The sequence below is a fragment of the Allocoleopsis franciscana PCC 7113 genome (assembly GCF_000317515.1).
In the GTDB taxonomy this organism is placed as follows: Bacteria; Cyanobacteriota; Cyanobacteriia; order Cyanobacteriales; family Coleofasciculaceae; genus Allocoleopsis; species Allocoleopsis franciscana.
In genome coordinates, this window is the sequence record NC_019742.1 from 1 (window position 1) to 20,759 (window position 20,759).

23 protein-coding genes and 1 pseudogene are annotated in these 20,759 nt (G+C 47.0%); 11 read left to right on the top strand and 13 right to left on the bottom strand.

Annotated elements, in window-relative coordinates:
* The first annotated feature begins 180 nt into the window (after nt 1-180).
* The 5 genes from MIC7113_RS32485 to MIC7113_RS32505 all read left to right on the top strand — a co-directional run bounded on the left by MIC7113_RS32485 (nt 181) and on the right by MIC7113_RS32505 (nt 5,844).
* A complete protein-coding gene (locus MIC7113_RS32485; protein ID WP_015186319.1) occupies nt 181-432 on the top strand; it encodes a hypothetical protein in 252 nt (83 codons plus the stop codon).
* 7 nt (nt 433-439) lie between these two features.
* A complete protein-coding gene (locus MIC7113_RS32490) occupies nt 440-835 on the top strand; it encodes a type II toxin-antitoxin system VapC family toxin (RefSeq protein WP_015186320.1) in 396 nt (131 codons plus the stop codon).
* Nucleotides 836-984: 149 nt separating this feature from the next.
* Nucleotides 985-1,674, top strand: a complete 690-nt coding sequence (locus tag MIC7113_RS32495; RefSeq protein WP_015186321.1) for an AbiU2 domain-containing protein — start codon at nt 985-987, stop codon at nt 1,672-1,674.
* The gene (locus tag MIC7113_RS32500; protein WP_015186322.1) at nt 1,674-4,907 is read left to right on the top strand and encodes an SNF2-related protein; all 3,234 of its coding nucleotides are present in this window, start codon (nt 1,674-1,676) and stop codon (nt 4,905-4,907) included. The genes MIC7113_RS32495 and MIC7113_RS32500 overlap by 1 nt, the downstream gene beginning before the upstream one ends.
* Nucleotides 4,908-5,292: 385 nt before the next feature.
* Entirely contained in the window at nt 5,293-5,844 is a 552-nt protein-coding gene (locus tag MIC7113_RS32505) for a tyrosine-type recombinase/integrase (RefSeq protein WP_015186323.1), read from the top strand.
* Nucleotides 5,845-6,003: 159 nt separating this feature from the next.
* On the opposite strand, the gene MIC7113_RS37120 is transcribed toward MIC7113_RS32505, so the two are convergent.
* The 11 genes from MIC7113_RS37120 to MIC7113_RS32555 all read right to left on the bottom strand — a co-directional run bounded on the left by MIC7113_RS37120 (nt 6,004) and on the right by MIC7113_RS32555 (nt 12,427).
* Nucleotides 6,004-6,153, bottom strand: coding sequence for a hypothetical protein (locus MIC7113_RS37120; protein WP_015186324.1), 150 nt, complete (start codon nt 6,151-6,153; stop codon nt 6,004-6,006).
* A gap of 86 nt (nt 6,154-6,239) precedes the next feature.
* Nucleotides 6,240-6,488: a hypothetical protein gene (locus MIC7113_RS32510; RefSeq protein ID WP_015186325.1), complete on the bottom strand. Its 249-nt coding sequence runs from the start codon at nt 6,486-6,488 to the stop codon at nt 6,240-6,242.
* Nucleotides 6,489-6,745: 257 nt separating this feature from the next.
* Nucleotides 6,746-8,680, bottom strand: a complete 1,935-nt coding sequence (locus MIC7113_RS32515) for a hypothetical protein (protein ID WP_015186326.1) — start codon at nt 8,678-8,680, stop codon at nt 6,746-6,748.
* 77 nt (nt 8,681-8,757) lie between these two features.
* Nucleotides 8,758-9,474, bottom strand: coding sequence for a hypothetical protein (locus MIC7113_RS32520; RefSeq protein WP_015186327.1), 717 nt, complete (start codon nt 9,472-9,474; stop codon nt 8,758-8,760).
* Nucleotides 9,467-9,859 carry a hypothetical protein gene (locus MIC7113_RS32525; RefSeq protein WP_015186328.1) on the bottom strand — a complete coding sequence of 131 codons (393 nt, stop codon included), beginning with the start codon at nt 9,857-9,859 and terminating at the stop codon, nt 9,467-9,469. The genes MIC7113_RS32520 and MIC7113_RS32525 overlap by 8 nt, the downstream gene beginning before the upstream one ends.
* Nucleotides 9,860-9,905: 46 nt before the next feature.
* On the bottom strand, nt 9,906-10,109 hold the full coding sequence (locus MIC7113_RS32530) for a hypothetical protein (RefSeq protein WP_015186329.1): 204 nt from the start codon (nt 10,107-10,109) through the stop codon (nt 9,906-9,908).
* Complete coding sequence (locus MIC7113_RS32535) at nt 10,109-10,354, bottom strand: hypothetical protein (RefSeq protein WP_015186330.1); 246 nt, start codon at nt 10,352-10,354, stop codon at nt 10,109-10,111. The genes MIC7113_RS32530 and MIC7113_RS32535 overlap by 1 nt, the downstream gene beginning before the upstream one ends.
* Nucleotides 10,341-10,700, bottom strand: coding sequence for a hypothetical protein (locus MIC7113_RS32540; RefSeq protein ID WP_015186331.1), 360 nt, complete (start codon nt 10,698-10,700; stop codon nt 10,341-10,343). Before MIC7113_RS32540 ends, MIC7113_RS32535 begins: the two co-directional genes overlap by 14 nt.
* A 6-nt stretch (nt 10,701-10,706) precedes the next feature.
* Nucleotides 10,707-11,075, bottom strand: coding sequence for a hypothetical protein (locus MIC7113_RS32545; RefSeq protein ID WP_015186332.1), 369 nt, complete (start codon nt 11,073-11,075; stop codon nt 10,707-10,709).
* Between the two features lie 34 nt (nt 11,076-11,109).
* The gene (locus MIC7113_RS32550) at nt 11,110-11,379 is read right to left on the bottom strand and encodes a hypothetical protein (RefSeq protein WP_015186333.1); all 270 of its coding nucleotides are present in this window, start codon (nt 11,377-11,379) and stop codon (nt 11,110-11,112) included.
* The gene (locus MIC7113_RS32555) at nt 11,372-12,427 is read right to left on the bottom strand and encodes a ParM/StbA family protein (protein WP_015186334.1); all 1,056 of its coding nucleotides are present in this window, start codon (nt 12,425-12,427) and stop codon (nt 11,372-11,374) included. Before MIC7113_RS32555 ends, MIC7113_RS32550 begins: the two co-directional genes overlap by 8 nt.
* Nucleotides 12,428-12,622: 195 nt before the next feature.
* On the opposite strand from MIC7113_RS32555, the gene MIC7113_RS32560 reads away from it, so the two are divergent.
* The 3 genes and pseudogenes from MIC7113_RS32560 to MIC7113_RS32575 all read left to right on the top strand — a co-directional run bounded on the left by MIC7113_RS32560 (nt 12,623) and on the right by MIC7113_RS32575 (nt 17,268).
* On the top strand, nt 12,623-12,859 hold the full coding sequence (locus MIC7113_RS32560; protein ID WP_015186335.1) for a hypothetical protein: 237 nt from the start codon (nt 12,623-12,625) through the stop codon (nt 12,857-12,859).
* 177 nt (nt 12,860-13,036) lie between these two features.
* Nucleotides 13,037-14,097 (top strand): annotated as a pseudogene (locus tag MIC7113_RS35725) (IS630 family transposase).
* A 117-nt stretch (nt 14,098-14,214) separates the two neighbouring features.
* Nucleotides 14,215-17,268, top strand: coding sequence for a DUF3854 domain-containing protein (locus MIC7113_RS32575; protein ID WP_015186338.1), 3,054 nt, complete (start codon nt 14,215-14,217; stop codon nt 17,266-17,268).
* A gap of 14 nt (nt 17,269-17,282) precedes the next feature.
* On the opposite strand, the gene MIC7113_RS32580 is transcribed toward MIC7113_RS32575, so the two are convergent.
* Both MIC7113_RS32580 and MIC7113_RS32585 read right to left on the bottom strand, forming a co-directional pair.
* The gene (locus MIC7113_RS32580; protein ID WP_155898319.1) at nt 17,283-17,564 is read right to left on the bottom strand and encodes a hypothetical protein; all 282 of its coding nucleotides are present in this window, start codon (nt 17,562-17,564) and stop codon (nt 17,283-17,285) included.
* A gap of 140 nt (nt 17,565-17,704) precedes the next feature.
* Nucleotides 17,705-18,976: a tyrosine-type recombinase/integrase gene (locus MIC7113_RS32585; protein ID WP_015186340.1), complete on the bottom strand. Its 1,272-nt coding sequence runs from the start codon at nt 18,974-18,976 to the stop codon at nt 17,705-17,707.
* 384 nt (nt 18,977-19,360) lie between these two features.
* Between MIC7113_RS32585 and MIC7113_RS32590 the strand changes: the two genes are divergently transcribed.
* The 3 genes from MIC7113_RS32590 to MIC7113_RS32600 all read left to right on the top strand — a co-directional run bounded on the left by MIC7113_RS32590 (nt 19,361) and on the right by MIC7113_RS32600 (nt 20,751).
* Nucleotides 19,361-19,603 (top strand): hypothetical protein, encoded by a 243-nt coding sequence (locus MIC7113_RS32590; RefSeq protein WP_015186341.1) that lies wholly within the window; start codon nt 19,361-19,363, stop codon nt 19,601-19,603.
* A gap of 59 nt (nt 19,604-19,662) precedes the next feature.
* Nucleotides 19,663-19,935 carry a hypothetical protein gene (locus tag MIC7113_RS32595; RefSeq protein ID WP_015186342.1) on the top strand — a complete coding sequence of 91 codons (273 nt, stop codon included), beginning with the start codon at nt 19,663-19,665 and terminating at the stop codon, nt 19,933-19,935.
* Nucleotides 19,936-20,511: 576 nt separating this feature from the next.
* Nucleotides 20,512-20,751 (top strand): helix-turn-helix domain-containing protein, encoded by a 240-nt coding sequence (locus MIC7113_RS32600; RefSeq protein ID WP_015186344.1) that lies wholly within the window; start codon nt 20,512-20,514, stop codon nt 20,749-20,751.
* The last annotated feature ends 8 nt before the right edge of the window (nt 20,752-20,759 follow it).

Below are 20,759 nucleotides of genomic sequence, written 5' to 3' on the forward strand. Positions count from 1 at the left end.
ATACCACGTTATAGTAAATACAAATCAATTGTAAAACTGGGGTATGACAAGGAGTATCCTAGTCAAAAGTCAGAATTCATATTGGTATTGCACCCTTTGTCGTCAAGAGCGAGGGAGAGAAAGATACAAAGCCGATGGCGCTTAATATCAAATCCAATCACCCAATCAGGAGTAAACCCAATGAAAATCAGAGGAATTTTACGGGGTAAAACCATTGAGCTTTTAGAAGCAATCCCTGTTCCAGATGGACTAGAAATTTTTATCGAGATTCCAGATAATCTATTAATTGAACGAGATGAAAGGTGGGAACAGCTACAAGCAGTGATTGGAGCCTGGAAAGATGATGATGAAATTACAGGGATTTTTAATGAGATAGATAGAGAGCGTCATGCCGATTTAGGAGAATTTATAAACTTTGATGACTTGAATTGATACTCTCATGTACTTGCTCGATACTAATATCTGTATAGCGATTATTCAGGGAAAATCATCTGCTGTCGCTCAGTTTCAGCGAAAATACCAGGAATGTTATCTCTCGACGCTTGTTCTCGGAGAACTCTATAAAGGCGTGTATTGTTCGAGTCGAGTTGAGCAAAATCTGCTCGTACTCAATCAATTTGCCAACCAGCTACCCAAAGTTAACTTCGATGAGAATGCGGCTAGAGAATTTGGCAAAATCCAAGGAGAACTCAGACAAATAGGCAGACCTACCGGACAGCTTGATGCCATAATTGCAGCAGTTGCCCGTTCTCGAAATGATACTTTAGTTACTAATAATACACGTCACTTTATCAATATTACAAACTTACAGCTTGAAAACTGGTTGGAACCTTGACATATATAGCATTCTTAAATAATTTGTGAACACAAGACTTCTGAATTTTTAAAAGAAGTCAGAGCGCTGAAGACTTCTATTGAGGAATAGAAAGAACAATTCTATTGGGAATGCTATCAAATAAATGGCAGGAAAGGTAACTTTTGGCTATGAAATACACAGAAGAAGAATTTAAAAAGCTATTAGAAGGACTCTCAAATGACCTTCTCAACGCAAGCCATCATTTCAAGCTCTACATAAATTTACAAGATGCACTTTCTAAATATGAAAGAGAAATAAATCAATGTGTAGCCTTTTGGGGATTAACAATTGATGCTCACAGAGAGATAAGTATTTTAAATCTATGTAGAGCCTATGACCATAACCCAAAGAGCTTAAGCCTTAAAGAACTGATTCAGATAATTCAGGGAAATACTGAGCTTTTTGATATCTCTAAATTCCGAGAGCGCTTGAAAGATAATGTGTATGTTGATTCTCTCGCTAAAACTCAAAGAGAACCGACAACAGAGCAACTTGTAGAAGACCTTTCTTTTGTTAGTAATGATAATCCTTTAGTCAAAAAGTTAACGATTTTGAGGGGAAATGTTATTGCTCATACAAATAAAGGTCAAGTCCTGTCTCCCAAGAGTAATCCCGACCCACTCACTTGGGCAGAAGTCGAATTGCTTATTAGCAAAGGACTAGAAATTTACAATAAATATTGTTCACTATTTTATGCTCAAACTCATTCTTCTACTTTGATAGGGGAAGATGATTACAAACAGGTTTTAAAATACATAAGGCTAGGAATGAAAGCCCTAAAATTTACTAATCAAATACAGCAAGATTTTTCTTATTAATGCCTTTATTGTTTCGCAAAAAATCCTGGCGCATCAGCTACTCCAGCAATGAGAACAATCCCATTGCCGACTTCTATATTCCGGCATTAGAATGCGCCGTCCAATACGATCGCAAATCCGGCTTCTTCAACAGTGCCATCTTGAGCAAAGTCGCCCGTGGCTTAGGGGCAATGCTGCACAACGAGGGGAAAATGCGGCTAATTATGGGCTGTCAGTTTAGCCCCCAAGACTTGCAAGCCATTCAACAAGGTTACGAACTGCGAGAGGCATTACTCACTCGCCTCGATGCCGAACTCAACCCCCCTGAGAACTTCGCCCAACTCAAACACTTCGAGATTCTCAGTTGGCTAGTGGCTAACGGTTACTTAGATATTAAAATAGCCGTACCGCTCAAAAACAATGGGATACCGGAAGAAAGCCACACCCAACTCGACCCCTATCACATTTTCCATGAAAAAGTCGGCATTTTCACCGATTCTCAAGGCAACCAATTAGCCTTCAGCGGTTCCAACAACGAATCCCTCAGCGGTTGGGAAAGCAACGTCGAATCGTTCCACGTTTACTGTAGCTGGGAAGGTGGGCGAGACTCAGAACGAGTCAACGAGGAACTCTTCCGCTTTGAACAACTCTGGAACAATTTAGCCCCCAACGTCCGAGTCTTTGATATACCAGAAGCCGTTCAGCAAAAGCTGCTGCGCTACACCCCGGCAACCAAACCCACTTGGAACAAACAAGCGGAATTCGATACCAGAACCCTGCCGAAAAATGGAGACAAGGAAATCAAGACGCAATCGCCCCAAGAAGTGGAAGCGTCTCACTCCCTAACACCTGAACTAACGTCGGACACTGAAACCAACGGGCAAGATGGCCTGACTACGGATACACCTGCCATTTCCGAAGCCCAATGGGAACGAGAACGCCAAGCTTTTGCCCAGCTTGCTAACTTGCATCAACACCCCGGCTGCTTGGACTTCTGCCTCAAATCCATTCCCATTACCCCCTGGCCTCACCAAACCAAGGTACTCCGCCGAGTCGCCCAGGAGTTCCCCCGCAGTTTCCTCATTGCCGATGAAGTTGGACTGGGGAAGACAATTGAAACTGGCTTGATTCTGCGTTACCTGCTGGTAAGCCAAAAAGTGAAGCGCGTCTTAATCCTCGCCCCTGCCAGCGTCCAACCCCAGTGGCAGGAAGAACTGCGAGAAAAGTTCAACCTTCACTTCTGGAGTTACGCGCAAGGGGGATTAACTGACCCTTACGGCAATACCGTTTCTACAGTTACCAACCCCTGGAATACCAAAGACTTGGTTCTCGCCTCCAGTCATCTAGTACGCCGCGAACAACGGATGCAGGAACTATTGGATGCAGACTCATGGGATTTAGTGGTGTTAGATGAAGCCCACCACGCACGACGCAAAAGCCCTCAAGCCCGTAAAGACACTCCTAATCGGCTGTTAGAGTTAATGGGGCAACTCAAAGAAAAGACACGCGCCCTGGTGCTGCTGTCTGCTACCCCAATGCAGATTGACCCGATTGAAGTCTTTGACTTACTCCACCTGCTAGGGCTTCAGGGAGACTGGTCTTACGCTGATAACTTCTGTGATTATTTTGCTACTTTACCTGTTCCCCCAGACCGCTACACCCTGGAATTCTGGCAGCAGATGTCTGTGGATTACTTCAAGTGCGGCGGTAAGTCCTGCGATCGCTTGCAGCAGTATTTAGAGAGGCGGGATCGCTTTATCACTTACAAACTACAAAATGTCTGGAAAGACGGTCAAAAAATAGTAAACCACAAACAGTATCTCGCCGACGAACCCTTTATTACCACCTCGCGGCAGTACCTCACCGTCAACACTCCTCTCAAAGACTTAATGTTCCGCCACACCCGCGATACTCTACGGCAGTATTATCGCCTGGGTTTGCTAGACCGAGACATTCCCCAGCGGGACGTGCGGGACGATGCCATTAGCCTAGAACCGAACCGAGAAGTCCCTTTATATCGCGCCGTCAGCGAGTACGTGCGAAACTTCTATCGTCTCGCCCAAAAGCAGGAACGCAAGGCGTTAGGCTTCTTGATGACTTTGTACCGCAAGCGACTTACCAGTTCGTTTTACGCTATCCGCGAATCCTTGCAACGCCGCTTAGATTCCCTACTAACGGAAACTGGCAGCAGTATCACCAACGATGATTTGAGTGATATAGACGAGGCAGATGATGCCGTAATTGCTGGGTTGGAATCCTACTTGGAACCCGTAGACCCCAGAGAGATTGAATATCTCGAAGACTTACTACGTCAGTTTGAGAATACGGGGGAAGACAGCAAGCTGTCCCACTTAATCGACACTCTGCGCCGGGAACTGATTGAGCGGGAGAGTGCAATTATTTTCACCCAGTATACTGACACGATGGACTACCTGCGGGAGTCACTGCGGCAGCTTTATGGAAATCAAGTGGCGTGTTACTCCGGACGCGGCGGAGAGTTGTACCGGGGAAGCGAGTGGTGCATTCTGCCCAAAGAACTTATCAAACGTCAGTTCCGAGAGGGTGAAATTAAAATTCTGCTGTGTACGGAATCAGCATCCGAGGGCTTGAACCTGCAAACCTGCGGGGTGTTAGTGAATTACGATATGCCCTGGAACCCAATGCGAGTTGAGCAGCGGATTGGGCGCTTAGACCGAATCGGGCAGATTTATCCCACGGTTAAGATTCACAATTTCTACTATGACGGCACAGTAGAGGCGAAAGTGTATCGGAAATTACGCGATCGCATCAATGCTTTTGCCACTGTCGTCGGCAACCTGCAACCGATTCTGGCTCAAGTTCCTACGTTTATCGAGCAAGCGGTAATGAGTGCTGACCCCCAAGAAGAGGATGTTCTGATGTCCGAATTCGACGAGGTACTCAACACTCCACCCCTACGTCCTGCGTTAGAAGAGATGGTGGCAATGGACGTGGAGGCTGACTTGGAAGACATCCGCAAGCCAATTACCCCGGCTCCTGTTACACCAGAGACGATTGAGCAGTTATTTACGACTTCAACAATTTTAAGGTCTTGTGGTGCATTGTTTGAACGCCAGAGCGATCGCACCTGGGAGCTTACTTACAAAGGGCGGAACGTAAGCGTTACTTTTTATCCAGAGGTATTTGATGAAATGCCTTCGCTGCGGTTGATGAGCTTTGGGGAACCATTATTCGAGGAGTTGCTTGAGAATGGCATCACAAAGACAAAAAACTGAGCGCTTTATTTGGCGGCTGTTTCTGGATATCGTATTCCCGCTTCTTCCCGACAGAGGGAGACGCAAAAACCACTGGCTTACAGAAATGAGTGCAAGTTTTAAGGGTGGTCCTCACTGAGGTTCCTCAGACGACCACCCTACAAGCGTGCCTATAAAGGCTTATCTTCCTATGCTATCGCTCCGCTCACCCAACCGTGGGCAAATACCCATTTCCCGAATGTTCTCCAGCTTATGTCTAGTAACAATTAGTGATAACTCTTCTCAATAAGGCGGTAGGTGCCGAGAAACTTACTCTTCATGAGAACGAAATTGCAGGGGTTGCAGGTTTTATTCAACGAAACCGGGATTTCGTGTAGTAGGCTGGAACCTAGAACTGGTAAGGGTTATGAAGGTTAACGGCAACGGACAGGGGAAAGTATTGTCACAAAGCGAGTTGCGACAATTATTTACCGAAGGGCTTGTGACCCCACGGGATAGAGCGCTATTTGGCATCTGTTTATTTACTGGCTGTCGGGTCAGTGAAGCTTTAGCTCTCCAAACCACTGATATAAAAGGTGGAATGCTGACCTTCAGGAAGTCTACCACCAAAGGGAAATTAAAAACCCGCGTGGTTGATATCCAGCCGGGACTGGCTTCACTATTGGAAGCGTACCAACCCAAAAAACCTGGCAACTTCTTCCCTGGTAGGTGTCCAGGTCAACCGATGACTCGCTTCATGGCGGATAAGATTCTTAAGAAAGCTTGCGAGCGCATCGGGGTGGTCGGCGTTTCCACCCACTCATTCCGCAGAACAGCTCTCACCCAGATGTGCAATGCCGGAATACCCCTTCGCCACATCCAGGAGATATCTGGACACAACGACCTAGCAACCTTGCAGCGATATCTGGAAGTGTCCCCAGACCAGAGGAAGAAAGCTGTCTCGGTCATTGGTTTTTAACTTCCATGAACGACCTAAGACCGAAAAGTTTTGCGAGCGCTGGTTGTCCCAGATTAACCCGACAAAATTTGAGGACTGTTCCTTGTGTTATTTTAATACCCAATGCGTCAAACTAAGGTAAGGCGCTTTATTGCACCTGCAATAGCTCTCTTTTTGCGATTAAAAACGGTAAACATTGTCATCCACCCAATGCAATGGGGCAGGTGTACAACTCCATAACTCTTGCGATAGGGTATGAACCCGAATTTTTATTGCCTCGATTTCGTTATCGGTCAAAGCATTTACGTTGGCGTTTTGAGGTATAGTCATGGGTTTTATTTAAAACAAAGACGTTAATTTAAAATTTAACCCCCAGCTAACGCCAGGGGTTTTAGTTTGGGGTTAGAGGGTATCGATTAGCTAATTATCTTTACGGTTAAATGATGGTGAAAATGTTCTCGTAATCCTTTAGCATCGTTTCCCGTAAACTTAAGCGATTCTGTCTCCAGTTCACCCCATTCCTTCTTATTTCCTAAATTAGCCGTAATTACTTTTCCGGCAAACCTTTGAAGGTAAATGACAACTTCATCGTTTGAAGATTCTAAATCAACGTAAACGATGTACTCCGAGTTTATTACGTAGCGACCTACTTTAATTAGGGTCATTTTTTATCCTCATTACAAGTACTCTCTAAACTTTTCCCTAAACGCCTCTGCAACATTAGGGGGTACAAGATGATCTACTTTACCCCCAGCCAGTTAAGTTTTTTCATTTTTCGTCTTCGCCTACGTAATTTCATTCGTGGTCATATTTGTGGTTAAATCGGCCTCCCGTAGTCCCCTGCCCGTAGCGTTAACGTACTATTTTATTAACGGTAGCCCACGACGTATCTTTTAGAAGTAGGACGGTAAACGTTGGCTTTTTAATTAGCATTTGCGTTTTCTATTCCCCAATTGTTTTCGTCGTTAAACCCTAATCCGTTAAGTTCACGAATCATCGCTTCCAGTAACTCCGCAGCGTACTTATATTTCTCGTGGTTACGTCCACCCGACTTCTGGCCCCAGGCTAGAAGAATCGCTTTTTCCTTCCCTAAATTTTGGGAGAGTAACGCCCTTAGCATTAGAAGCTTCCCGTCGCGGTCTAAGCCATCTAAAAGGGGTGGAAGCGTCTCGGAAGCTTCCGGGTTTAGGGCTTCCGCTATTTGCGTCAAAAACTCTTCCAGCCTCGTATCGCAAGGCTTCCGGGCGTCTTCCACGCTTTCATCCGTAAGCTTCCGCACCGTTTGGGTGGTTTCCTCGGAAGGAGGTGTGGAAGGAGTAGTTTCTGTTAGTTGAGGTAAAGGAGTTTCGTCAGAAGTAATATCCTTAACGTCTCGCTTCCAATCTGTTAAGTCAGGTATTCGCACTGGATATTTCCCTACCATGCAACACGGAATTGATTTGCCTTCACGGGTACGTTGTTGGCTTTGACGTTCTAGTTCACTTAAAACGGCTGTCCAATACTCGTAATCGTCGCTATCCTTGCGACACTGATTCCGCAGTGATTTGGCGTAGTCAATAGCGAATTCACCTAAACGAATATCGGTAAAACATTCCGACAAATCAGACTCACCCTCAAACCCCCAAGACGCTACGTTTTCGCCTTGAGCCAAAGCAATTAATCTTAACGCTGATTCACGCGCTACGGTGATAATATCTTTCATCATGGCCTTGGCAGAGGGAGCTACTTCAATAGTTTGTTTCGTCTCTGGGTCACGTTCCTTAATTGACTTGACGTTAGTGTTAATCAGTCTCCATTCGTCTACTACGAAATTGGTAATTTCAAACGTCTGACCTTGTTCCATTAGGGGATAACGTCGATACATTTCCGCGTGAATCCATTGCAGTTTTGACCTGATAACCTCATAGTCAAACCACAATCCATAAACTTTAAGCCCGACCCAGTTCCATGACTTCTTCTTGGGCGTAATGACGAAGCGCTCGCCCCCTAACGTATCGAGTAGCCAGTCAACGAAGGTGGTCTTGCCGATACCCGTACCCCCAATGACGCGCAGGTGGGCAAATTTATCAGGTTCAGTGCGTAGGCGCGTAAAGTCAAAAAGTTTAACGTTAATGTTTTGGGTTAAAACTTCCACTGCTGGTGTTTGCGTGATTGGAGTTTCAGTTTCACCCTCTACGTTTTGGGCTACGGTTTGGAGTCTTTGCGTCGGTTCGCGTTCATCCACCAGTGGTAGCGTCTTGGGGAGCTGGGGAACTACAGCCGTGCGGCGAGCTTCACTCACAGCGGTTGAAACGTAGTGGTTAACTTCATCGCCGGACATCAAATCTCTACGAGCGTGGAACTGACCGCAGACGTGGCGGTATAAATCAAAACGGACTTTTGGGGGTGCCGAGCTAAGGATAGCCGCTATCTCCCCGAAACGATAATTTACGATTAACGCTTCATCCTTTTCCGCTTCACTTAAGTACTCAATTTGGTCTTCCAGCGGGTGCCTTTGGGTAGCCTGCCCTCCTTCCATGACGCTCAGGATATCGCCAAGCTTTCCCCGATACATGGGGATAAGTCTGATGCTTCCCGTATCTTGAAATTCCTGAAAAATAGTGTAAACGTAACCCAAAGCTCCTATCGTTAAAGGTAGCCAAGCTAAAGGGTTGGAAGACATCACCACAGACGCACCTACGGTGATTGCAGACGCTAATTTAGACGCCTCGCAGTCCTTGGCTATCTCTTTACTTTTATCTAAAAGTATTGCCCCTCTACGCCTCACCCAAACGTCTACATCGCCCCGCTCAAGTAAAGATAATGGAGCAAATTCGTTAGGGTTAAAATCAGGGGGTAAGGTGTTATCGTAAGTCATGCGTTAATGCCTCTTTTTCATTTAAAAGCGCCCTCGCCTCGTTAAAAGGTTAGGGCGCTAGTTCGCATTGATGGGTTTTAGTTGTGGCCGTTAGCGCGTCGCCATAAGGCGTAACCTACTTCGCCAGCTAGTATCGTACAAGCGTTATATCCAACCATTCCCAATAAGAGTAATGGGGGTTGACCTAATGGATTGCGAGAGACAAATGCTGAAATAATGTCCAGCAGGACAACGAACAAAATGAACAGTCCCAGCACTGACCTTTCGTTCATTCCGGCGCGTTTGTACTCCTTGCGTCGGACTTCTACCAGGTCAACGGTAGCTTTGTTTTTTTCTGGCACAGTATGGTGTTTAATCTCTTCGTAGCCGCGTTTTGCTTCGTTTAAGTTTTTACCTCGAATGGCGTAAGACTCTACCCACATGACGGCAACTGAAACGACGACTGCCGCCCAGAAATTGACCTTAGTCCACACCCATAACCAACCGATACCAATCCAGGCGTTAGGAGGCTCGAAAAAGGGGAAGAGTGGTTTCCCGCCAAACATTTGAAAGAAAGCGTCGGCCGACATCACTACGCCACCGATTAAAAGGATACCCCCTAACACTTTAATTCCCGGTTTGTCTTGACCAATGAAGTTATCAAAGACGGTGGCGATTGCGTAAGGGATAACACCAATAATTTTTACTCCCATTGAAATGATTCGTCCGACAATAGCGTAGAAATCATTTTCTTCGCGTTTCGGTGTATCGTTAGTAGCTTCCTCGTCAGTTGTGGTCGGTGTGGTTTTAACCATTACTGCAAACTCCTTCGTAGTATTTAGTGAAGTAAAACTTTCCTTGCAATACGTAACCCGCGCATTGACGGTATTGGTCAAAAATGAACGTCTTTTTGAACGGGTCGATTAATTTCCAGTTGAGGCGTGGAGGGGTATTATTTAGCGTGTACCCGTCGATAATTAACTGCTCGTAATTCGCGATCGCGTTTTGGGTGTACGCATCGGCAACCTTTTTGGCGGCCTCGGCTTTCGTTTGCTCCAAATTCGCTTCAGCGTTAATGCGTTCTCTTTCCGACGCAGCAGTTAGGGAGCTGGGGATAGTAAAGGCGTTGATTGCGACCAGTGCCAAAATTCCCGTAACTCCGGCGTAAAGACCAGGCGCATAGCGTCCTGACATTTTCATAGGTAAAGCTCCTTACGGTGCCCCCAGCAACGCCAGGGGCTTAAATTTAGCGCTCGAAAAATCCTTTAGCCTTCATCCACTCCATGGAGCTATCGATAAGGTGCTGGTCGTCAGCGCTCCGCCCTAAATTAGGCTTCGAGGCGTCATCTTTGGCGGTAATTTCAGCACATTGCGCCGCGAGGTTTACGGGTACGCCTGCCTCCTCTAGCGCTAATTGGTACGCTTGGCGTAAGTCGTCAGGAGTTGACATCACGCCACCTCCCACTCGTTATCGTCTGGGCACGAGATAGACCCACCCAACGATTCGTAAGTTTGGGCTAAGGCTTGCCAGTGAGGGTCTTGACGGCACTGGGATAACGCGATTGAGCAAAGGTCTAGGGTTGTGCCTCCGTCCATAAAGGAAAACAGTTCCGACGAAAACTCATTTTCCAGGTACTCTGCGAGCGCGGCAATCGCTTTGTGAAGGGTTGAGGTTGGGACGTTAACTCGCGACATTTAACGTACCTCCTTGGTTGTAGCGGACTTGTGCCACCAGGGCTTCGCATAGACCCAAGAGGCTATCCCGCTGAAGGTTATCTAGCGAGGCTAAACTATCCACCAGTTCGTCATCTATAGGATTGCAGGGAAGCTCGTTGTACGTGTCCGTAAGGCTCCATTCCTCTCCCGTGAAGTCGCTATCGTGGAAGGCGAGGTTCGTCGCGAGCGCAGCCAAAAGAATGAGTTTGTCGTGTGGGGTTAAGGCTTCGAGGCGAGAGCCAAACTTATCTACAAGTTCTTCGAGTGGGGGTTCGCCATCGGCGTAAAACGGTAATGGCTTGGCTGATGTGCTAAAAGTTGTCATGATGGGTTATTCCTTCGATTCGTTACGGGTCGTTTGGGTAGGGTCAGCGCTGGGAGTGTCCATTTCGTCAGCGCTGACTTTCCAATAAGGTCTTAAAAATTCAAGGTTTGCTTCAGTCCAGCAGCCATCTGAATAGTTGAATTCTGCCCACTGCATGATGCTCTCTCGGATGCTCACATTGCGTCGAAGGTACTCACGCTCTGTGTCGTTCCAGTCACGTTCGGAGTCGATTACGGCGCTCCAGATGTTGGCCTCGAAGTCTGGAGTAGAGGTGGGGAGGATGAGGATAGGGTCTACATCGTCTGTAGTCAGGCATTCGCCGGTGATGCCATTGAAGGCAATGATTTCAAAGTCTTCGTCCAGAGTTAGAGTCATCGTTTTTCCAACGCATGGATGCGTTAACAAGGTTTTAAAGGCCAGCCATTGGCTTAAACGGCTTTTGCCGTACAGCCTGTGATGGTTGGATGGTTGGCAGTTCTGTCGGTGAAGTCGATGGCATCACCACTGGTGGCGGCGGAGCGCAGGGAGTAGCCTTGAGTGCGCCTACCAAGTGGTCGCCATAGTTAACGAGGAAAATACTGAACAATTGAGAGAAGGTTTTGATACCTGTTTGCTCAAGAATTTGCTCGGCTTTTGGTCGTTCCGCTTCATCCAGAACAACCCGTGTTTGATTAGCCATTGGTGTTCCCTGCTAGATGTGCCATTGCCACGATGTTGAACAGTTGGGGTTCGGGTGCAATCCGGAAGCGATCGCCTGATGCTTCACAAATGGGTGCAGCCAGGTTGGCGCTGCCACCAACCACCAGAACCTCACCTAATTGGGGTAAATGCTGCGTCCACTTGGAGCGAATCTCAGCGCGTGCCGCATCAACCCACTTTTCACAAGCGTTTTGATAGATATCAGAGAAGTCGAGGCGGTCAGTTCCGTAGACACAATCACCCTTTTGAATGGCGTCCATGATGTCTGCCAGGTTTGGGCTGAAGTCGAGGTTGAAAACTTCTTTCATCTCAACCGCTACCTGCTGGGCTAATGTCTTGGTTCCTGGCAAAATCACTTCCGCATCGTGAATCAGGGTGCCATTGGGAAGGTAAATTCTTGCGATCGCTGTTCCACCCCCGATGTCCCAAACCGCATTCTTCACCTCTGGGAAACTGAAGAATCCTTGGCTCTGGGCATACAGGAATGCAGGCAGTGTTTCATCCAGAGGCTCGACATTGGCAACGGTGTAGCAGATGTGCTCCCCATTGCGCTTGAATTCTTTGGTCAAGGGATAGTTCTCTAGCCGCTTCACCGCCGCCACGTCTCCATCGTTGAGACTGTTGGGCAGTGCGATCGCCAACTTTGAGACGTGAACATTGTTGGAACCTGGATTCGGTTCGATTGCAACTAGGGCAAGAATCGAAGCCAGTTCGCACTTGTCCTTCTGAAAGGTTGGCTCTCCGCCTAAATCTTGTGCCAATTTGCCAACAACGTAACGCTTGCCATCAACTTCTAAAAGTACTGTTTCAGGGTCAGGCCGTAACCGCTTCCACTGATACTCCGACACTTCTTTAATGCACGAAGGGATGATTTTGACCTGGTTAGAGGGGTCAATCCACTTAATGAAACGGTTCCCACCGTCAAAGACCACGCATGGACGCATCTGGGAGCTTTGAGGATACATATATCCATAGCTTGAGGGATACGTCTGTCCGTTTAACGTCTCTACTTGTTCTTGAGTTTTCATGGTTCAAATTGGCTAGATGCCTTGCAATTTCTCGGCTTAGAGCGCATTAGAAGGGATTGCAACCATTTAATACTGGTGTCCGCTTGTGCGCGTTTTACGCTTGCCTCTGTCCTCTTCGCGTCTATAGCTGTTACCATACAGGCATTCGCGAATTCGTGTCAACGTGAAGCAGAAAATTCTTGAGTGTATGAGATTATGGAAGAAATAAATTTCCCAAACGAACTACTAGAAGTGGCTTCTAAACGAGACGACCCTAATTATCAGCAAGTTAGTGGGCACATACCGAAAGAGATGGCGACGGAGTTTAAGGTTGCCTGTACTAGGAAAGGCGTTAGCCATAGCAGCGGGCTAGAACAAGCGGTGGCCTTATGGTTGGCGCAGGACAGCAAGCCCCCAGCATCTAGCAAGAGGAACAAAGAGGGTAAGGAATGAATTAAAAACTGGAAAAAATATCTGTCCAATTGGACAGATACTTCCTTAAATCCAAAAAACAAAGCTTGAGCACTTCCCGCAAAGAACACCGCTCAAGCTTTAAGTAGGTCGGGGAGAAAATCCTAAAGTATGTAAAGATAAGTGAATCATCAAGCTCTTCAATCTAGGAGATGACTCATGGGTGCCCGACTGAGAATCTTCCTCACACTCGAACAAAAGCGAACATTGTTTGAGCTGAGAACGGCGACAACAGTGCCGCAACGGGTCAAAGATCGAGCTGAAGTGGTGCGACTGAATGCACAAGGGTGGTACGTCGAGAAAATCGCCATCTACTTCAACTGGCATATGCAAACGGTACGAGAGACGATTCATCGGTGGGAAACCAAGGGATTGGGAGGATTGTGGGAGGCTTCCGGACGAGGGGGGAAATGTCGTTGGCAAAAAGCCGACATCGAATATGTTGAAGCGTGTCTTAGACAAGACAATCGCACCTACAACGCTCATCAATTGGCACAAAAACTGGCAACGGAGCGGCAAGTTCAACTGAGTCCCGACCACCTGCGTCGAGTACTCAAAAAAAGGGGGTGATGTGGAAGCGTACCCGTGTCAGCCATCGAGACAAACAAGATTCCGAACAACGAGCCATCAAGCAAGCCGACTTGGATATGTTGGAGTTAGCTGCTGCCACGGGAGAGATTGACCTACTGTACCTGGATGAGTCCGGGTTTAGCTTGTGGAGTCCAGCCAGCTACAGCTACTTTTTCCGGGGGGAACAAAAACGCCTCGAACAAACCCCTCGACGAGGGAGACGGCTGAGTATTTTAGGGCTTTGGCAACCGTTAGTCAGCTTCGTCTATGGCTTAGTGATTGGCAGTTTCACCAGTGAAAGCTACATCAAAATGATCGATCAGCAAGCTGGTGTTGCAGCACAAGAGTTTGCCAATACCGGACGGATTCGCGTCATCGTGCAAGACAATGGCTCAATTCATACCAGTACTCCAGTACAACAAAAGTGGGCACAATGGGAAGCTCAAGGATTGTACTTATTCTTTTTGCCAGCCTATTGCTCCCAGATGAATCTGATTGAGTCGGAATGGCATCAACTCAAAACCCATGAACTGGCAGGGCAGATGTTTGAAGATGAGTTAGACCTAGCTTATGCAGTGATGGATGGTCTAGAAGCTAGAGGCCAAGTTGAGGGGCGGAGTACAGAGCGTTTCAAGTTCAAGTCCGGCTAATTGTTAATGTAGCGTTACATAGTTGAGTTTTTCCCTATCCACCTACTTATTACACCGCCCAAAAGATAAGCCCTCTAAAGGCGAAACACCCCAAAGGAATACCCAAAGGCGATTTGTATGTTAAATACGACTCCAATCCTAAACAATCAATATCATGAGGTCAATAGGTCAATAGGTATTGATATCGCGGATCTACCCTTGTGCCCAAAGCATTGCCAGGAACTCCTGGAAAAAAGAGCACTGGATGAGAGGTGGATTCAAGCCAATTGCCGCTCAGTCAGTGCACAAGAGGCGACCCAACGCCTGGGCTACCCAGCCAAAGGAGCAGGCATCCTGCTCGAAGGCGTCGGCATTCAGATTCAATTCAAGCCAGATCGTCCTTGGAAAAACGAGGGTGAGAAGAGAGCACCCAAATACCGTTCACCGCTGGGCGATTACGATGCCATGCTGCCCATCCACCCCGATGACAATGCATACTGGGATGACTTTGAGGCACTTAAAGCCAAGTGTTACCAGGTCGAGGGGCATCCCTGCCTGGTAATCACTGAAGGATTCTTCAAGGCGATCGCCGGTTGCTCAAACGGCATTCCCACAATTTCGGTGCTGGGCGTCGAAATGGGTCTGACCAGTGCCAAAGCAGATATCCAAGGCAAACGCTATTTAGTTCCGTCGCTGGAGAAGTATGCTCGCGCTGGGTTCAACTTCATCATCGCCTTCGACGCCGACTGCGCCACCAATAAAGCCGTAATCCGGGCACAAGCTTCACTGGCCCAACAGCTCTTAAAATTTAAGGTGCGAGTGTACTCAGCCACTGGGCTGTGGAGTGTAGAGCAGGGCAAAGGGATGGATGATTACATCCAGAACAACGGAGCTGACAAATTCAAGCACGAAGTTTTGAGTAAGGTCGCGAACATTGAGGCATGGGAGCGGCAGTTTGTGGCGGAGGATGCAAAGCCTCAGCGCCCTCCAAAAGCTGCTGCCTTCGCCCACGAGCTAGCAGAGAAGTATAAAGACCGTCTGGCTTGGCATAACAAGGAGCGATGCTGGTATTGTTACGACACGGAAGCTCCTGGCGTCTGGTCGGAGGAATCCGATGAATCGGTAGCCGCAACGATTGAGGCGGAAGTCCACGCCAACATTGGGCTGATTTACGGCTCCGCCTATATTATTGATATCCTCAAGCTGCTCAAGTGGCGTCTGCTGAGGAAAAAGTGGGATGAACGAGATGACGTAATCCCCCTCATTGATGGCGTGCTGCGTAAAGATACGTTGCAGCTACTGCCTCATTCACCCAAGCACAACCTCACCTGGAGCCTGCCGATTCGCTGGGCTGACCGCAAGGTTGGTTGTGACCCCATCCAAACCTGGATGCTGGAAATTATGAAGGGCGATCGCGCCTTGGTTGAAGTCCTCAGAGCGCTGCTTAACTGCGTAATCTTCAGTCGTGCCAACTACCAGCGCTATTTAGAAGCCATTGGTCCGGGCGGCACGGGTAAGGGCACATTCTTCCGGCTGGCGACGGCCCTAATCGGCGACAAAAATGTTTTCCCCTCCACTCTGAAGAACCTGGAAGAAAACCGCTTTGAGCTGGCAGCGGCAGCTAAAGCCAAGTTGATTATCGTCACCGAGGCTGAGAAATACGGGGGAGAGGTTAACGTCCTCAAGGCCCTCACGGGGGAAGACAAAAACCGAATTGAAATGAAAGGCAGACAGCAGAAGTGCGGCGATGGCTTCACCTTTAACGGATTTGTCATGCTCAGTGCCAACGAGCCTTGTCAGAATGCGGACTACACCAGTGGGTTGGAACGGCGGCGGATGTCAGTTCCATTCAACGTCCAGACGCCACCGGAATTTAGACGCGACTTGAATGAGGAGTTCCAGCCCTACCTCGCAGGATTACTGGAATGGGTGCTGACCATGCCAGAGGCCCAAGTGCGCTCGCTGGTTGTAAACACCAATAAATCTGTACCGACGCTAGCCAAGGTCAGAGGTGAAGCGCTGTGCGATGCCAATCCACTGGCTGACTGGTTGGACAACTGTATTGTGTTAGACCCAGACAGCAAAACCTACATTGGCTTGGATAACGCCCTTCGTGAAGAAACCTGGCTTTATGCCAACTACACGGTCTTTATGCGCCAAACCAACGGACGCCCGATTGGGCAGCGGCGATATACCAAACTCCTAGAGGATTTGTGCTGTAACCAACTCAAATTTCCTGAGGTGAAACGAGGTCGCGATCGCTACGGCTCTTACTTCACTGGCTTACAAATTCGCACAAACGGAGATACGGCCCCACGACCCATCACAGGCTTTGAACCGCCTTCTCCACCTGATATTCCACCCCCTACGGCTTCACCACCTGTGACGGAAAGCTCCTCTCACTGTGATGGGTCTGTGACGGCTGGAACCCTTGGTAGTGATGGATGTGATGGATGTGATGCTTTTTTTGAGGTTAATGAAAATAATGAAAGTTTTGTTGTTGATGAAACGAAATTGGAACCACCTGCCTCATCAAGTGAAACAGAAAGTTTGGTCGAAAGTGTGAGTTTTGGGTCTAATTCCATCACGGAAGCTGAACCCATTGAAATGATTACATCACAGCCGTCACACCTATCCGTCACCACCCATCACAACCCGTCACACCCGTCACAGGAAATCGACTACTCTACCTTTCCGCACCTAACCTGTGACTCTATTGAAGCGAAGCGCAATCAAGCCCAAAAAATTAAACAACAACTACTGGAGGCAACCAATTGTGAGGTACTGAGCGCCCTGAGACAGGAGTTCAGCACGCGGCTGGAGTGGACGTGGAAGCATCTACTAACTGATGCCGAGCGCAATAAAATCACAGCCGTGGCTCAGACCGAACAGCTCAACCTACTCGCCCCTGGTGCCGATGTTCCAGCGCAAGTGGCACAGCCATCAGCGACAGCGGCGGAAGAAGTGGCACAGGTGGAACCTGATTCAATAGAGTCGGAAAAATCAATCGCAGATTTAACTGAAATGCTTGAACTTTGCGATTCCATTGAATACCTTGCCGTACTGCGACAAACGGAAGGGTTCACCTCATCTGTGCTTAACAAAGCCTGCAAGCGCTTATCTCCTGAGCAGCACACGCAAATTAAGGATTGGGTCAACCAACTGAATCAACGCGATGAAGAGGGGGGCTGATAACTGACCAAAAATCACCAAGGAAACGGATTGTGATTTTTATCCTGAGTCGGGAACTGCTTCTGCAAATCCTCTAATGCTTTGCTGATGGAATCGATTCGAGATTCGAGATTCGCAATTTGTGCACCGTAAAGATTTTTGATACGGGCATCCAGTTCGCGAAGGCTGACTTCGACCACCGTTTCTTCCTCAATTTTCCTCTGCATATTCTCCTGCTTCGCTGCCTCCATTTTTTGATGTGGCTTGGGAAGCAGAAGAGCCATTTGCAGTTCCATCAAGCGGAGGTCGTAGTTCATTTTGGTGATTCTGGGGTCTGTCATAGTGGCGGCGGTCAGTAATGTATCCGCATTTTACCCCAACACAGAAAAACCCCCAGCCAACGAAAGACTGGGGGTTCTGGGGCGCGTCAACGCCTAGTAATTTCCGAGTAAAAAAGCTAGATTTCAAACACTACCTTGGCATCGTCGTCAGCAGAGACGTAGTGCTTATAAATCATTTCTGGTGAATTTCCTACCAATTTAGCAACGTTTGCAGGGGTCTGACCTGCCTTTAATTGCCAGGTAATAAAACTGTGTCGGGTGGCATAGGGTTTGAGATAGGTTTTTACCTTTCCTTCCTTTATTAAAGTTTCGACTATACCTGCACTCTTGTTTTCATACCCAACCCAAACAAAATAAAGAGAAATAGCGCTTATTGGACTTCCGTTCCGATGAAAAACGAAGTCTTTTCCATCTAAAAAATAATTTGTTTTGGACTCGTAAATCTTCCTAAATAGCTGCTTGAGCTTTTCTCCGCACGGGAATTTCCTTGAGGTATTTCCAGCGTTCGCTGTCTTTAAATCCTTAAGCTCTTTTGATACACGACAGTATGAGTGACGAAAAGTTATTTGACCAAAATTTTCAGTAACATCTTCCCACCTTAATCCAATAGCTTCACCTGTTCGGCATCCGGTTAAAAATAAAAACTCTATCAAATCCTTGTAGACTCCATGAGGCCGTCCATGATGGGCAGCTTTTTCAATAATTGCTCTTGCCTCATCATGAGAATAGCCTCTGTAGTCGTTATCTTCCTTATCGTCTAGAAGCTCTCGAATATGCTTGGGTTTTTGCTGTTTTTCTTTTCCTAGAACATCCTGTTTAAGCTCTTTATAAGGATTTTCGGCGTTCTTGAGAATTAATTCGTTTCGTTTTGCCCATTCTATTGTGCTGAAGATAAAATCCAAAGCACGCCTGGTTTCGTTGGCAGTTTTCACTGCACGTATGGAATCTCTAATTTTTAGAGCATCTTTGATGATGTCAGCATCAGCAAATTGTTCCATGCTCCTTAAATAACTTTTATACCTGACCTGTGTTCCAGGGGCGCAATTCGGTTTTTTCATCACCTCAAAATATTGGGTGCAAAGGTCTAGTACTTTTGGATAATCTGGCTTAACTTTTTCTCTGGTTTTTTCTAGGCTAAGGGGATTGTATTTCTCAAGCGTGATGTCTAAGCTGTCGTTCAGTATATCCATCTGTGCGATAGCAGCTATCTGTTGCGCTTTTGCCATATTCGCTGGCGTATTAGATATTCCGAGTGTCTTATATTTTTGCTTCGTCTTCCAAATAGCTTTTGAAATCTTACTTGGAAACTGTAATCGCAGCATATTGCCGTCAACTTGAACAGTTACTTGGCCTGTTGTTTTCGTTCTGGTGGGGGTTTTGATAGTCATATTTTCTCTGGAAGCCTTTTAGAAAATGTATGCCTAAAGCTAGTAACGCTAGTTTTTAATAGCTTTTTACTAGCTTATTGTCATAGTAACACAAACAACCCGTACCAGGTTGTTTGTTATAGTTATTTATAGTTGTATAGTAAGGGTTTCAGGCTTAAGAGTAATCCGATATTAAGGTTTCCTAGTAAAGCGATAGTAAATTTACTTTAGTAAGTTTACTATCGCTTTTTTTGTTTGTTTGGCGAAACGCTGAAACCGACCAATGCGGTAACGAATACAAGCATTTTAAAAGTAACTGTTCCTAACAAATGCTAGTAAAGCGCTAGTAAAGTTAAAATTGGTAAAATCATGGCTAGAACTAGAAGAAAATAGTATTTACTAGCTATGAGCGATCGCGTCCAACTGAACATCCGACTCGACAAGCATCCAAAGATTTACGAGCTCATCAAGCAGAGAGCCAAGAAGGAAGGTTCCTCCATCAACGATTACGCTATCAATGTACTGGGTCGGGAGCTGGGGCTGGAAATAGACCAGACTCCGGTGGCTCAAGCTTTGGAGCGCATTGCCAGCCTAGAACAACGGATGGAAAAATTGGAGAGTTCCTTATCGGGGGAAACTCCAGCCTGAGTTCCCAAGAATATGCAGCAGAAATTCAAGAACTCAGGCAGAGAAACCAAGACCTTAGAATGCAGCTTACTGAAGCTCGGTCGAAAATTGTTGATAAGGAGCGCCAGCTAGACCAAACTAAACAACAGTACGAAACGATGCTGAAAAACCTGCGAAAAGAGCTGGACGAAGAGCAGAAAGACAATCCAAGTTTGGAAGTTGAGCGCATGGTTCAGTTGCTTCGGAAAGCTAAACTGACCGACTCAAAAATCGTTCCGATTATCAATAATTTATTTCCTCCTCCCGCTGGGCACGCAAACTGGACAAAGCTCCTATTGCCCAAAGAAGATTAATGCTATCAGTTGACTGGTATAAAGACGAAGCCCCTGGTGTTCAATCAGGGGCTTCCTTGTTAGTGGGTGCGATGGTTATCTGTCCAATTGGACAGATAAAATTGTTCCAGACTCAGACTTTTTAACAAAAGTAAGTTGAGCAGTGTCCTGGGAAGTGGGCTGATTGCTCATGGCTCCGTTGGTCTTTTACCTAAACATTCCAACTCATGACACCAAAGTTAGAAAGTCACAACAGAGATCGCTGTTAGTTGTCCCAGATTAACCCGGCTTCCATTTGAGGTCTGGAGCCTTTGTGCAGACATGATGATTATTTAAGGAACTCTGTCTCTTATTGACACTACTCAAGATGGGACAACGCGATCGCCAATCTCACCCTTCATCAACACTTCATCAATAGGGGGTGACACCCCTCACCCCGAAGCGTAATAATAAGGTTAGTAGATGCACCCTGATGATCGAGAGAGCCGCAAAACGTGACTCTCTTATTTTTTTTGGCAAATTTCCGTAAATATACCATGTGCGAGACTATGCCTTTAGGTTAAGTTCGATGAGAAGAACCTATGAGGCATCTTTGCCATGCCCGTAACCGAACCGTTATCAACTGCCATACTCGTGAAGGAAATCCGGAAGCGCCTAGGGCTGACTCAAGTGCAGTTTGCCCAAGTGCTGGGTGTCTCGTTTCAGTCAGTGAACCGTTGGGAACGCAGCAAAACAAAACCTTTGCCCATAGTCCTCAAGCTTCTTGAGGTGATGGTGCGGGAGATGGGAGAGAACGGTTCTGACTTGCTGGCGAAGTATTTTGTGAATCAGTACTGAGGCAAAAA

What these genes read in the sequence shown, in the direction of transcription:
- MIC7113_RS32485 (WP_015186319.1), top strand. Translation starts at nt 181, where the DNA reads ATGAAAATCAGAGGAATTTTACGGGGTAAAACCATTGAGCTTTTAGAA.
- MIC7113_RS32490 (WP_015186320.1), top strand. Translation starts at nt 440, where the DNA reads ATGTACTTGCTCGATACTAATATCTGTATAGCGATTATTCAGGGAAAA.
- MIC7113_RS32495 (WP_015186321.1), top strand. Translation starts at nt 985, where the DNA reads ATGAAATACACAGAAGAAGAATTTAAAAAGCTATTAGAAGGACTCTCA.
- MIC7113_RS32500 (WP_015186322.1), top strand. Translation starts at nt 1,674, where the DNA reads ATGCCTTTATTGTTTCGCAAAAAATCCTGGCGCATCAGCTACTCCAGC.
- MIC7113_RS32505 (WP_015186323.1), top strand. Translation starts at nt 5,293, where the DNA reads ATGAAGGTTAACGGCAACGGACAGGGGAAAGTATTGTCACAAAGCGAG.
- MIC7113_RS37120 (WP_015186324.1), bottom strand. Translation starts at nt 6,153, where the DNA reads ATGACTATACCTCAAAACGCCAACGTAAATGCTTTGACCGATAACGAA.
- MIC7113_RS32510 (WP_015186325.1), bottom strand. Translation starts at nt 6,488, where the DNA reads ATGACCCTAATTAAAGTAGGTCGCTACGTAATAAACTCGGAGTACATC.
- MIC7113_RS32515 (WP_015186326.1), bottom strand. Translation starts at nt 8,680, where the DNA reads ATGACTTACGATAACACCTTACCCCCTGATTTTAACCCTAACGAATTT.
- MIC7113_RS32520 (WP_015186327.1), bottom strand. Translation starts at nt 9,474, where the DNA reads ATGGTTAAAACCACACCGACCACAACTGACGAGGAAGCTACTAACGAT.
- MIC7113_RS32525 (WP_015186328.1), bottom strand. Translation starts at nt 9,859, where the DNA reads ATGAAAATGTCAGGACGCTATGCGCCTGGTCTTTACGCCGGAGTTACG.
- MIC7113_RS32530 (WP_015186329.1), bottom strand. Translation starts at nt 10,109, where the DNA reads ATGTCAACTCCTGACGACTTACGCCAAGCGTACCAATTAGCGCTAGAG.
- MIC7113_RS32535 (WP_015186330.1), bottom strand. Translation starts at nt 10,354, where the DNA reads ATGTCGCGAGTTAACGTCCCAACCTCAACCCTTCACAAAGCGATTGCC.
- MIC7113_RS32540 (WP_015186331.1), bottom strand. Translation starts at nt 10,700, where the DNA reads ATGACAACTTTTAGCACATCAGCCAAGCCATTACCGTTTTACGCCGAT.
- MIC7113_RS32545 (WP_015186332.1), bottom strand. Translation starts at nt 11,075, where the DNA reads ATGACTCTAACTCTGGACGAAGACTTTGAAATCATTGCCTTCAATGGC.
- MIC7113_RS32550 (WP_015186333.1), bottom strand. Translation starts at nt 11,379, where the DNA reads ATGGCTAATCAAACACGGGTTGTTCTGGATGAAGCGGAACGACCAAAA.
- MIC7113_RS32555 (WP_015186334.1), bottom strand. Translation starts at nt 12,427, where the DNA reads ATGAAAACTCAAGAACAAGTAGAGACGTTAAACGGACAGACGTATCCC.
- MIC7113_RS32560 (WP_015186335.1), top strand. Translation starts at nt 12,623, where the DNA reads ATGGAAGAAATAAATTTCCCAAACGAACTACTAGAAGTGGCTTCTAAA.
- MIC7113_RS32575 (WP_015186338.1), top strand. Translation starts at nt 14,215, where the DNA reads ATGTTAAATACGACTCCAATCCTAAACAATCAATATCATGAGGTCAAT.
- MIC7113_RS32580 (WP_155898319.1), bottom strand. Translation starts at nt 17,564, where the DNA reads ATGAACTACGACCTCCGCTTGATGGAACTGCAAATGGCTCTTCTGCTT.
- MIC7113_RS32585 (WP_015186340.1), bottom strand. Translation starts at nt 18,976, where the DNA reads ATGACTATCAAAACCCCCACCAGAACGAAAACAACAGGCCAAGTAACT.
- MIC7113_RS32590 (WP_015186341.1), top strand. Translation starts at nt 19,361, where the DNA reads ATGAGCGATCGCGTCCAACTGAACATCCGACTCGACAAGCATCCAAAG.
- MIC7113_RS32595 (WP_015186342.1), top strand. Translation starts at nt 19,663, where the DNA reads ATGCAGCTTACTGAAGCTCGGTCGAAAATTGTTGATAAGGAGCGCCAG.
- MIC7113_RS32600 (WP_015186344.1), top strand. Translation starts at nt 20,512, where the DNA reads ATGCCCGTAACCGAACCGTTATCAACTGCCATACTCGTGAAGGAAATC.